We start from the raw sequence: 11,653 nt of genomic DNA on the forward strand, positions 1-11,653 counted from the left end.
CCCGCCATGACGGAACCGAACCTCCGCATCCGCGGGCTGAGCAAGTCCTTCGGCGGCGTCAGGGCCCTGGACGGTGTCGACCTCACCGTCCCGGCGGGCCAGGTCCACGCCCTGCTGGGGCACAACGGCGCCGGTAAATCCACCTTGATCAAGTGCCTCGGCGGTGCCTTTCCGCCGGACGCGGGCACGATCGAGATAGGCGGGACCGCCCACGCGCGCCTGACCCCACGCGAGTCGATCGCCGAGGGCGTGGCGATCATCTTCCAGACCCTCAGCGTCGTCGACTCCCTGACCGTGGCCGAGAACATCTTCCTCGGCCAGGAGTGGACGCGGTACGGCACCGTCCACCGCCGGGTCCAGGAGGACGTGGCGGCGGGGCTGCTGGAGCGGGTCGCGGCGAGCTGCTCGCCGCGCGACCGGGTGGGTGAACTGCCCATGGGGCAGCAGCAGTTGGTGGAGATCGCCAAGGCCCTGAGCCGCAGCGCCTCGGTGCTGGTCCTGGACGAACCGACCGCCGCGCTGTCCGGGGCCGAGAGCGACGCCCTGGCCGAACGCGTCGAGGACCTGCGCACCCAGGGCCTGGCCATCGTGTACGTCACTCACCTGCTGGCCGAGGTGGAGCGGCTGGCGGACGCGGTGACAGTGTTGCGCGACGGCCGGGTCGCCCACCACTCGACGGTCGCGGGTCACACCCGACGCGAGCTGGTCGAAGCCGTCGTCGGACGACCCGAACCCGGCCCGGACGACACCGCACCCACCGCCGGTCCCACCGTCGTCGCGCGGGGCGGCGCCTCCGCCCTTCCGCGTGCCCCCGGGCTCGTGGTCGACGGGCTCCGGGGCCCCGGGTTCGGTCCCGTGGAGTTCGGCGTCGGCGAGGGGGAGATCGTCGGACTGTACGGGCTCATGGGCTCGGGCCGTACCCGCATCCTGGAGACCCTCTTCGGCGGGCGCCGCGCCTGGGGCGGAACGGTGCGGGTGGGGGAGCGGGTCGTCGCGCCCGACCGTCCCGCGGACGCGCTGGCCGCGGCGATCGCCCTGGTGCCGGCGGACCGGCGCAGGCAGGGCCTGTTCCCTGCGCTGGGCGCGCAGGACAACGTGCTGCTGCCGTCGATCGGTCCGCTCGCCCGGCACGGGGTACGGGACCTGGCCGCCGAGCGGCGCGTCTTCCGCGCCCTGACCGAGGCGGTCGGGCTGCGGCCCGTCCGGCCGCGACTGCCGGCCGTCGCCTTCTCCGGCGGCAACCAGCAGAAACTCGTGCTGGGCCGGTGGATCAACGACGCGCGCAGCGTCGACGTCCTGCTCCTCGACGAGCCCACCCAGGGCGTCGACGTCGGCGCTCGGCAGGAGATCTACCAGGTCGTCTCCGCACTCGCCGCCCAGCGCGGAACGGCCGTGCTGTTCGCCTCCAGCGACCCGGAGGAGGTCGTCGCACTCGCCGACCGCTGCCTGATCGTCTCGGGCGGCCGGATCACCGGCGAGCTGAGTGGCGCCGAACTCACCGAAGCCGCCCTGCTGTCGGCCGTCCACGACGCCGACGACACCGCCCCCAAGACCTCCGAAGGAGCGGCATGACGACCGCGACCACCGCCCCCGTGAACCGCATGACCCCGGGCCCGCGCGCCCTGGCCGGAGGCGGGCTCAACGCCCTCCGGCGTCAACCCCTGCTGCTCGTCCTCGCCCTCATGGTGCTGGTCTTCCAGCTGACCACCGGCAGTTTCCTCGACCCCGGCAACCTGCGTGGGATCGCCACCGACGCGGCCACCCTCGCCATCGTGGCGGTGCCGCTGGCCCTGCTCGTCATCAGCGGCTACCTCGACCTCTCGGTCGGCTCCACGCTGGCGCTGGGCGGACTGGTGGCCGGCTGGCTCGCCGGGCAGCAACACCAGCAGCCCTTCGTCGCCGTGCTCGGCGCGCTCGTCGTCGGCGCGGCGGTGGGCGCCGTGAACGGCATCCTGTGCTGCTACCTCGGGCTGTCCGCGTTCATCGTGACCCTGGGCATGCTGACGGCGGTCCGCGGACTGGCACAGCAGCTCTTTCCCCTGCCGCTGAGCAGCTTCGGTTCCGGGTTCGCCTGGCTCGGCGGATCCCGCATCGCCGGGATCGACGCGCCGGTCGTCATCGCCGTACTCGTCCTCGTGGCGGGCGCGCTGTTCCTGGCGCTCACCCCGGCCGGACGCCACGTCTTCGCCATCGGCGTCAACCGGGAGGCCGCCTATCTCTCCGGCATCAACATCCGCCGGACGCCCTTCGCGCTGTTCGTCGTCACGGGTGTGGCCGCGGCCCTGGCCGGCGCGATCAAGGCGTCGGTCCTGGACAGCGTCGTGTCGGGGACCTCGGGGGCCGGGTTCGAACTGACCGTGCTTACCGCCGTACTGCTCGGTGGGGTCGCGCTTACAGGCGGTTCCGGTTCCGTCCTCGGCGTCCTGCTCGGCGTGCTCTTCCTCGGCTGTCTACAGAACGGGCTGACGCTGTTGAACGTGCCCACGTTCTGGCAGCAGATGGCGCAGGGGAGTGCCCTGGTGGCCGGCGCCGCGCTCGCCCGCTTCGGCCCACGGCTCACGCGATGACCGGCCTCCTGCCCCGAACCTCCCCTACAGAAGGGCCTCACGTGCGCGACAGCGCCCCCTCCCTCATTCTGACCGGCGGCCAGGTCCTGACTCTCGACCGCGACTTCACGGCCGCCGAAGGCGTGGCCGTGCATGGCCGGGACATCGTCGCCGTCGGCAGCGACGCCGACCTGCGCGCCCTGGCCGGCCCCGGCACCCGGATCGTGGAACTCGACGGCAGGACCGTCCTGCCAGGCATCAACGACTCGCACCTGCACGGGGCGGCGTACGGCATGACGAAGCCGCCGTTCGCCCTCGACGTCGGTCACCCGGCGGTCGGGTCGATCGCCGACATCGCCACCGCCGTGGAACGGGCGGCCGGCACGGCCCGGCCCGGCGAGTGGATCGTCGGGCTCGGCTGGGACACCGGTTACCTGGCGGAGTGCCTGGCCGACGCGCGACGGTTCCCGCACCGACGGGACCTGGACGCGATCGCACCGGACAACCCGGTCTGTCTGACCCACTTTTCCTCGCACCTTGTGTGGGTCAACAGCGCGGCGCTGCGCCGCTGCGGCATCGACACCACGAGCGTGCCGCCGTCCGGCGGAGTCGTCGACACCGACTCCGGCGGGGAGCCCACGGGCATCCTGCGCGAGGCCGCACAGCAGCTCGTCCTGGCCCACCTGCCCTCGCCCACCGTCGGCCGGCGCCGAGAGGCCATCCAGGGCATGGTGCGTGAACTGCACTCCCGCGGCATCACCAGCTACACCGAACCCGGCCTCGGCCCGGGCGGCGCCACGTCCCTCTTCGGCGGCCTGAGCACCGACAACTGGACGGCCTACGCCGACCTCGCTGCGAGCGGCGAACTCCAGGCCCGGGTCAGCGTCCTGCTGCTGCCCGCCCCCATGGGCGGCTCGGCCGACGACGTCCGCAAGGGCCTGGCCGAACTGCGGCGCCCCGAGTCCGCCGACCCACGCCTCCTGAACGCCATCGGCGTCAAGATCTTCGCCGACGGGGTGCCGCCCAACGGGACAGCCTGGATGCGGGAGCCGTACGCCGACGGCGGCCACGGCGCGCTGTGCGTGCACGGCGACACCCCCGCACTCCGCAGCGGCGAACTGGCCGAGATGATCCGCGTCGCCCACGAGGCGGGCTTCCAGCTCGGTGTGCACGTCACCGGCGACCTGGCCATCGACACGGTGGTCGACGCCTTCCTAGCGGCGAACGACGCCGTACCGCGCCCCGACGCCCGGCACTACGTCATCCACGGTGACTTCGTTGGCGCCGACAGTCTCGCCAAGCTGGCCGCGCACGGCTACGGCGTCAACATGAACCCCGCCATCAAGTGGACCATCTCCGACCTGATGGACGAGGTCGTCGGCCCCGGCCGCTCCGCGTACCAGTGGCCCGTACGGTCCGCCGTCGAGGCCGGGGTCACCGTCTGCGCCAGCTCCGACGCGCCGATCACCGAGCCCGACTGGCGTCAGGGGGTGTCCGCGATGATGCTGCGGGAGTCGAAGGCCAGCGGCCGCCAAAGCGGTCCCGAGCAGTGCGTGCCACTCGCCGAGGCCCTGCGCGCCTACACGATCAATCCCGCCCGGCAGGACTTCGCCGAGAGCTGGAAAGGGTCCGTCGAGGTCGGCAAGGTCGCAGATCTGTGCGTGCTGGACCGCCGGCTGCTGGACCTGGACCCGCACTCCATCACGGACGTCGAGGTGGACCTGACGGTGTTCGACGGGCGCATCGTCCACGAACGCTGACCGCGCCGACCCCCACTGCGAGACGATCTCCTCAATACGTTTGAGGCCAAATGAGCAACCGGCCCGCCACGGCCGCCGCAAGCGAAGGACGTCCCCGATGACCGACACACCCCGCATGCTGCTCGTCCTCAGCGAGAACTGGACCCTGACCGGCGGCCGGGCCGACCTGCCCGCCGCCATACGCTGGGCCCGCGAGGCCGAGGACGCCGGCTTCGACTCCGTCATGGTCAGCGAGCACATCGTCCTCGGCCCGGACGCGGCGGCCGACGGCATCATGGGCAACCCCCGCGACTACGCCCTCCCGGGCAACCAGGACCCCTACACCCCTTGGCCGAACTCGCTCCTCCTGCTGTCGGCCATCGCCTCCGTCACCGAACGCCTGCGCCTGGCCGCCGCCGCGGTCCTGGCGCCCCTGCGCCATCCGCTGCTCATGGCCCGGGAGTTGGGCACCCTTGACCTGATCAGCGAGGGCCGGCTGCTGGTGCAGCCGACGGTCAGCTGGAGCAAGGACGAGTACGACGCCCTCGGCGTCCCCTTCGGCCGGCGCGGGCGGCTGCTCGACGAACACCTCGCCGTCTGGGCCAAGGCCTGGGGACCGTCCCCGATCTCCCACGAGAGCGAGCACTACCCGTTCCGGGACGTGTACTTCGAACCCAAGGCACACCGCCCCGAAGGACCGAGGCTCTGGTTCGGCGGGCAGCGCCTGGGCGGCCCCGTCCTGCGCCGACTCGTGCGGTACGGCCACGGCTTTCATCCGCTGGGGCGGCCGACACCGCAGGAGATCCAGGTGCTCAAGGAGGCCATGACGGCGGCCGGCCGGGACATCGCCGAACTGGAGATGATCGGCGGCACCCGGGCGGTGTTCCCCGACGAGCACTCCCCGGCGGACCTCGGCGCGGCGCTCGCGGTCATCCCGGAACAACTGGAGCAGGGCTTCACCACGTTCTGCGTCAAGCCGAACCAGTTCATCGACGACCCGCACGCGATCGGCCGGTTCTGCCGTGACGTGATGCGTCGCGTGGAGGCGCTGTGTGCTTGACGGTCCGGTCGGCCCGCTCCTTCGTGCAATGTGGATCCGAACGGCATTCGCTCTCCATACAACTGTTGTTGAGGGAGTGCGCCCATGCTGGGGCGGGTCGGTGGCCGCACACGCCCCGGCGACGGCTGCTGACGGGGCTCGCGTTCGGCGGGCCACCCGGCCCCCCCCCCAGGGTCTCGGGTCTTCGAGGCGGGCCGGTGATGTGGGCTGCCTGTCGGTGCAGGCGATTACACCTGTCCGGTGGCCCCCGAGCGGTTGCTCACGGGCGACGTGTCCGAGGCGGTACGACGTGTGAGCCGAGCGGAACGACCTGGTTGAGGGTGAGCGTCTGGAGATCGACGGTGTCCTCCGTGACGCCGGGTCCGACCTGGGCGACGAGGCCGCCGCGTCGGACGGTCTCCACGGCGCCCGCGGTGGTGGTGCCGTACCCGGCGAATTCGACGACGACATCGAGTTCCTGGTCCGAGAATGCCTTGATGTCCGTTGCCAGGTCCTTCGCGCCGAGCTCACGGGCGTAGTCGTGCACTCGCTCGTTCTTCTCGGCCACGTAGATCACCGCACCGAGCGCGAGCGGCACCTGCGCGCTGATCGAGCCGAGCCTGCCGGTCCCGATGATGCCTGCCTTGCTGCCCGCGGCGAACTGCCCCTGGACGACGACGGCGTGGTACGAGGTCAGGCCCGCGTCGGTCGGATCACGCGACCGAGGGGGATGGGACGGTAGGGCAGCAGGGGCGTCGGTGCGCCATCGAGGAAACCGAAGTCGCGGTCAGTCGATCTTGCCCATCGGCTGGGCGTTCTCTCGGTTGCCGGCACAGTCACTCACGAAGCGGATGCCTTCGCCGTAAATGCGTCACCGGATCGCTCATCGGTGTCTGCCGTGCGATGGCTTGACTGCGTCTTTCACGATGTGCGCGGATGCGGCGAGCCGCCGCCACGGGCCGGGTGTCTCACAGTGAGACACCGCTCGACGAAGCTCTCGGGCACGCTCGCCGCAGAGCGGGGACGCGACGAGTGAGAGGTCGACATGGTGACATGGTCGTGGGGGCACCGCGAACGGCTTCTGTTCCTTGGCTGGTTGGGTGTCCTGCTGGCGGTGTGCGGCACGGTCGCCATGGCGGCGGGTGTTCCGTCCGGCTCCGGAGTCGCTCTCGCCGGGGCGGTTCTCGGCGGCTGGGAGGCGCTCGGCCTGTGGCTGTGGAAGCGCACCCGGACCGGGTGAACGAGAGGCCTCCGATGGTGACGGCGTCACCGTGACGATCGGGTGAACCTGCTGGACCGAGACCTGCGGGGTTTGGACAGTTGGGCCGCGACTCGCCCCTCCGGTGCGGCCGGCACCGCCCTTCCTCTCGGTGTCACCCCTTGGCTTCCTCCCGGCGTCACCCTTTGTCCGGCCCCATCCGGATCCCGTACGCCGTGATCTTGCGATAGATCGTTGCCCGGGAGATGCCCAGCGCCTTCGCGGCCTTCGCCTTGTCGCCGCCGTGGTCCAGCAGGGACTGGACGATCAGATCGCGTTCCGTGGACTCCCAGGCGGACAGCGGGTGTTGGGCCTGGGAGAGCAGGGACGGCGGGAGATCGGACTCCTCGATCAGGGGACCCGAGCGGTGTGCCTCGGCGTAGCGGAGTGAGCCTTCGAGCTGGCGGACGTTGCCCGGCCACTGCGCCCGGGAGAGGGCCCGCAGCGCGCCGTCCGTGCAGCGGACGCCGTCGTGGTCGCCGCCGTGTCCGCCCGTCAGACAGGCCACGAGGGAGGGGATGTCCGTGGTGCGGTGCCGCAGGGGAGGGACGGTGACCTCGGCCCCGAACCGCGCCCGCAGCGTGGTGGCGGGATCCGGATGACGGGGCGGGACGGTTTCGTCGGCGGCCGTCAACGCGGGCCGGTCACGGGTGAGCAGCGCGGCCACCCAGCCGGAGCGCCCTGCCGTGGTGCGCAGTATCCCGTCGAGTTGGCCGAGCACCTGGGCCGGCAGCAGATCGAGATGCCGTAGGACCACGGTGCCGCCGTCCTCGGCGAGGTCCCGGAAGACGGCCTGGAGCCAGGACGCCGCGCCGCCCCGTGCGTCCGCCGCGTCGTGCACGCCGATCGGCGCCCTGTGCGCCACATGCCGGTGCACGGCTCGGACCAGCGCGTGCTTGCCGGTGCCCGCTTCTCCGTCCACCAGCGTCCAGCGCCCCTGCTCGCAGTGCCGGATCAGCTGGTTGACCGCACTGCGGAACACGGGGCTCGACCCGCTGATGCCGGCCAGTCGCGGCATCCGGACAGCGGGCCGAGGCGGCGCGGAGTCGTCCCGCTCCGCGATCAGGCGCAGCTCGATCAGATACGCGGCCGGGGTCCCGCCGGGTTCGTCACCCTCCACGCGGCGGCCCCGCACCTGCACGGTGCGACCGTCGCTCAGCAGCATCCGCTGCTCACGCAGGCCGGTCGGATCGGCGGCCAGTTCCCGCAGCCGTCGGTGGTCGGCCGGCCCGAGCATCTCCGTCGCGGCCGCGTCGGCGAGCAGCAGACCGTCGGTGAGCGTGACGAGTGCCCGTCGCGAACTCTGACGGGACGTCAAGAAGGCGCGGAGCGCGGCGCGTTCACGCTCCGAGCCGATGTCGAGGAGACGCTCCTCGATGTCGGCGGCGGCTTCCTGGACCAGTGCCACCATCAAGGGAGAGGCGGTGTGCTGCCAGGACGTCAGATCGATCAGACCGAGCACCCGCCCGCTGACGGGATTGCGGATGGGCGCCGCGGCGCACGACACCCGCTGGAGTCGTTCGGAGAAGTGCTCCGAGCCGAAGACCTGCGCGGTACGGCCGTCCTCGGCCGCGGTGCCGATGCCGTTCGTGCCGACGTACTCCTCGGCGTAACTGAAGCCGGGCGCCAGGCAGATGTCGTCGAGGTGCCGGTGCAGGGCCCGGTCGCCGGTCCTGCGTTCCCGCACGCGCCCCTTGGAGTCGGTCAGGATCAGGCACATCGGGGTGCCCTGGAGCACGTCGGCGAGTCGGTCGAGGACCGGGCGGGCGGCCGTGGTGAGCCGGGAGTGGGGGTCGAAGTCGGAGTTGTAGGGGGCCTGGATGCGGTCGGCGTCCACCCCGAAGAAGCGTGAGCGCTGCCAGGAGTCGAGGATGGGCGGGCGCACCTCGGCGGGGGAGACGTTCTCGCCCTCCAGGAAGTGGGCCCGCGCACGGACGGGGTTGAGATGCGGGACGGCGCGGTCCAGGCGGAGCGGGGCGACGGCGGGCGACGGCCTCGTCGTCTCCAGGGGTTGCACGGATTCCACAGGTTCCATCGGCTCGGTGCCTTCTGCCGTGCGGGGACTCTCCGGGTTCGGGTGTGTCCTGCACGGTAGGACCCGGCGCCCGGTGTGGCCAGACCCGTGGTGTGCGCCCTGTCTCATCTTGAGACACGCGGCCGCCGCGGGCGCCCCGACGATGGGCAACGCCCCGGACGGAGACGGCAGTGCGCCGCCGCGAGCGCCGGGCCGATCGAGATTCCCGCCCCTGCCGCGTCTGTTCGGCGGTCGGGGCGGTCCCCTCGCCGCCGAGTCAGCCGGAGGAGCATCACCCGTGAGCCGACAGAGCCTGAGCAAGGCGCACAAGAAGATCACCGAGTTGTCGTGGGACCCGACGTTCGCGACGCCGGCCAACCGCTTCGCCACCGACTACCGCTTCGACAAAGCCCCCAAGAAGGACCCGCTCAAGCAGGTCCTGCGCTCCTACTTCCCGATGGAGGAGGAGAAGGACAACCGGGTCTACGGCGCGATGGACGGCGCGATCCGCGGCAACATGTTCCGTCAGGTCCAGGAGCGCTGGATGGAGTGGCAGAAGCTGTTCCTGTCCATCATCCCGTTCCCCGAGATCAGCGCGGCCCGCGCGATGCCGATGGCGATCGGCGCGGTGCCCAACCCGCAGCTGCACAACGGGCTCGCGGTCCAGATGATCGACGAGGTGCGCCACTCGACGATCCAGATGAACCTCAAGCGCCTCTACATGAACCACTACATCGACCCCGCCGGGTTCGACATCTCCGAGAAGGCGTTCGCCAACTGCTATGCCGGAACCATCGGCCGGCAGTTCGGCGAGGGGTTCATCACCGGTGACGCGATCACCGCCGCCAACGTCTACCTCACGCTGGTCGCGGAGACCGCCTTCACCAACACCCTGTTCGTCGCGATGCCCGCCGAGGCCGCCGCCAACGGCGACTACCTCCTGCCCACCGTCTTCCACTCGGTGCAGTCGGACGAGTCACGGCACATCTCCAACGGCTACTCGATCCTCCTCATGGCGCTGGCCGACGAGGACAACCGTCAGCTCCTGGAGCGTGACCTGCGCTATGCCTGGTGGAACAACCACTGCGTGGTGGACGCGGCCATCGGCACGTTCATCGAGTACGGCAGCAAGGACCGCCGCAAGGACCGCGACAGCTACGCCGAGATGTGGCGCCGCTGGATCTACGACGACTACTACCGGTCGTACCTGATCCCGCTGGAGAAGTACGGCCTGAAGATCCCGCACGACCTCGTCGAGGCGGCGTGGAAGCGGATCTGGAACGACGGCTACGTCCACAAGACCGCCCAGTTCTTCGCGACCGGCTGGCCGGTGAACTTCTGGCGCATCGACGGCATGAGCGACGACGACTTCGAGTGGTTCGAGTCCAAGTACCCCGGCTGGTACGCGGAGTACGGCGCGTGGTGGGAGGCGTACAACCGGCTCCGCCACCCGGGCGCGAACAAGCCGATCACCTTCGAGGACGTCGGCTACCAGTACCCGCACCGCTGCTGGAGCTGCATGGTGCCCTGCCTGGTCCGCAAGGACATGGTGGTCGACAAGGTGGACGGCCAGTGGCGCACCTACTGCTCCGAGACCTGCGCGTGGACCGACACCACCGCCTTCCGGCCCGAGTACGAGGGCCGCGCCACCCCGTCGATGGGGCGGCTGACCGGCAAGCGCGAGTGGGAGAGCTGCTACCACGGGCAGGACCTCGCCGACATCGTCACCGACCTCGGCTACGTACGGGACGACGGTAAGACGCTCGTTCCGCAGCCGCACCTGGACCTCGACGACCCGAAGAAGCTGTGGACGCTCGACGACATCCGCGGCAACACCCTCATCAGCCCCAACATCGCGCTCAACGAGATGTCGGACGAGGAGCGCGAGGCGCACGTCGCGGACTACCGCGGCCGTACCAACATCACGCCGTCGATGCTCTGACGGTCCCGTGCGTGGGGCGGCGACAACTCCGTCGCGGGGTCGCCGCCCCGGAAAGGCCTGGTCCCCGTGGGCGACAAGCACCGCATCCGATTCGAACCGGTCGGCATCGAGATCGAGGCCGACGAGGACGAGACCGTCCTGGACGCCGCGTTCCGTCAGGGCGTCATGCTCATGCACGGCTGCAAGGAGGGACAGTGCTCCTCCTGCAAATCCTTCCTGCTCGACGGCGACCAGCAGATGGAGCGCTACTCCACCTTCGCGCTCGCCGACTACGAGAGCGAGGAGGGCTACGTCCTGCTGTGCCGGGTGCACGCCTACGGCGACCTCAGCGTCGAACTCATCAACTACGACGAGGAGATGCTCCTCTCCGGCATCCCGCCGCGCGAGGCCCCTACGACGGTCGTCGCCGTCGAACCGGTCACCCACGACATCGTCCGGCTGGCACTGGAGGTCGATCCGGCCGCCGAACTTCCCTACCGCACCGGGCAGTACGTCGACATCAACGTCCCCGGCACCGAGCACTGGCGCTCCTTCTCGATGGCCGGTCTGCCCGGTGGCCGACTGGAGTTCCTCATCCGCCGCTACTCGGGCGGTCTGTTCTCCGGACTGCTCGACGGCACCGCCCTGACCCCCGGCGATCCACTCACGGTCAGAGGTCCCTACGGCACCTGCGTGATGCGGGACGCCCCCGACCGCGACCTGATCCTGCTCGCGGGCGGCGCCGGGATGGCGCCGATCCTGGCGCAGCTGCGCGGTCTGGCCGCCACCGGAAGCGCCCGGCGCACCCGCTTCTACTACGGGGCGCGGACCGAGCGGGACCTGTTCGCGCTCGACGAGATCGCCGAACTCGGGCGCGGGCTGGGCGACTTCGCCTTTGTGGCCGCGCTGTCCGAGGACGGAGCGAGCACGTACGAGCAGGGGCTGATCACGGAGGTCGTCGACCGGCACGAGGGCGACCTGTCGGGCGCCGACGCCTATCTGTGCGGGCCGCCGCCGATGTGCGACGCCGCGCTGGAACTGCTCACCGGCAAGGGCATGCCCGAGGAGCGGATCTTCCTGGACAAGTTCACCACCTCCACCGACACCTGACCCGCAGACCCTCAGTGTGAGGAGCC

At 70.9% G+C, this 11,653-nt stretch carries 9 protein-coding genes; 7 read left to right on the forward strand and 2 right to left on the reverse strand.

The window, feature by feature from the left end; genetic code table 11:
* Positions 1 to 6 precede the first annotated feature (6 nt).
* From ACQHII_RS47310 to ACQHII_RS47325, 4 genes are all read left to right on the forward strand, one after another.
* Positions 7 to 1,572 (forward strand): sugar ABC transporter ATP-binding protein, encoded by a 1,566-nt coding sequence (locus ACQHII_RS47310; protein ID WP_427925122.1) that lies wholly within the window; start codon positions 7 to 9, stop codon positions 1,570 to 1,572.
* Positions 1,569 to 2,567: an ABC transporter permease gene (locus ACQHII_RS47315; protein WP_427925123.1), complete on the forward strand. Its 999-nt coding sequence runs from the start codon at positions 1,569 to 1,571 to the stop codon at positions 2,565 to 2,567. Before ACQHII_RS47310 ends, ACQHII_RS47315 begins: the two co-directional genes overlap by 4 nt.
* On the forward strand, positions 2,564 to 4,306 hold the full coding sequence (locus tag ACQHII_RS47320; protein ID WP_427925124.1) for an amidohydrolase: 1,743 nt from the start codon (positions 2,564 to 2,566) through the stop codon (positions 4,304 to 4,306). The genes ACQHII_RS47315 and ACQHII_RS47320 overlap by 4 nt, the downstream gene beginning before the upstream one ends.
* A 97-nt stretch (positions 4,307 to 4,403) precedes the next feature.
* The gene (locus ACQHII_RS47325; protein ID WP_427925125.1) at positions 4,404 to 5,345 is read left to right on the forward strand and encodes an LLM class flavin-dependent oxidoreductase; all 942 of its coding nucleotides are present in this window, start codon (positions 4,404 to 4,406) and stop codon (positions 5,343 to 5,345) included.
* A 259-nt stretch (positions 5,346 to 5,604) separates the two neighbouring features.
* Here the strand turns inward: ACQHII_RS47325 and ACQHII_RS47330 are convergent, their stop codons facing one another.
* Positions 5,605 to 6,021 carry a zinc-binding dehydrogenase gene (locus ACQHII_RS47330; protein ID WP_427925562.1) on the reverse strand — a complete coding sequence of 139 codons (417 nt, stop codon included), beginning with the start codon at positions 6,019 to 6,021 and terminating at the stop codon, positions 5,605 to 5,607.
* A gap of 348 nt (positions 6,022 to 6,369) precedes the next feature.
* Here ACQHII_RS47330 and ACQHII_RS47335 point away from each other — a divergent pair, with 348 nt between their 5' ends.
* Complete coding sequence (locus ACQHII_RS47335; RefSeq protein ID WP_427925126.1) at positions 6,370 to 6,564, forward strand: hypothetical protein; 195 nt, start codon at positions 6,370 to 6,372, stop codon at positions 6,562 to 6,564.
* 157 nt (positions 6,565 to 6,721) lie between these two features.
* On the opposite strand, the gene ACQHII_RS47340 is transcribed toward ACQHII_RS47335, so the two are convergent.
* Complete coding sequence (locus ACQHII_RS47340) at positions 6,722 to 8,617, reverse strand: sigma-54-dependent Fis family transcriptional regulator (protein ID WP_427925127.1); 1,896 nt, start codon at positions 8,615 to 8,617, stop codon at positions 6,722 to 6,724.
* A gap of 277 nt (positions 8,618 to 8,894) precedes the next feature.
* Here ACQHII_RS47340 and ACQHII_RS47345 point away from each other — a divergent pair, with 277 nt between their 5' ends.
* The gene (locus ACQHII_RS47345; RefSeq protein WP_427925128.1) at positions 8,895 to 10,538 is read left to right on the forward strand and encodes a methane monooxygenase; all 1,644 of its coding nucleotides are present in this window, start codon (positions 8,895 to 8,897) and stop codon (positions 10,536 to 10,538) included.
* A gap of 66 nt (positions 10,539 to 10,604) precedes the next feature.
* Positions 10,605 to 11,627 (forward strand): FAD-binding oxidoreductase, encoded by a 1,023-nt coding sequence (locus ACQHII_RS47350; protein ID WP_427925129.1) that lies wholly within the window; start codon positions 10,605 to 10,607, stop codon positions 11,625 to 11,627.
* Positions 11,628 to 11,653: the final 26 nt, after the last annotated feature.

The sequence above is a fragment of the Streptomyces sp. cg40 genome (genome assembly GCF_050320165.1).
GTDB lineage: Bacteria > Actinomycetota > Actinomycetes > Streptomycetales > Streptomycetaceae > Streptomyces > Streptomyces hokutonensis.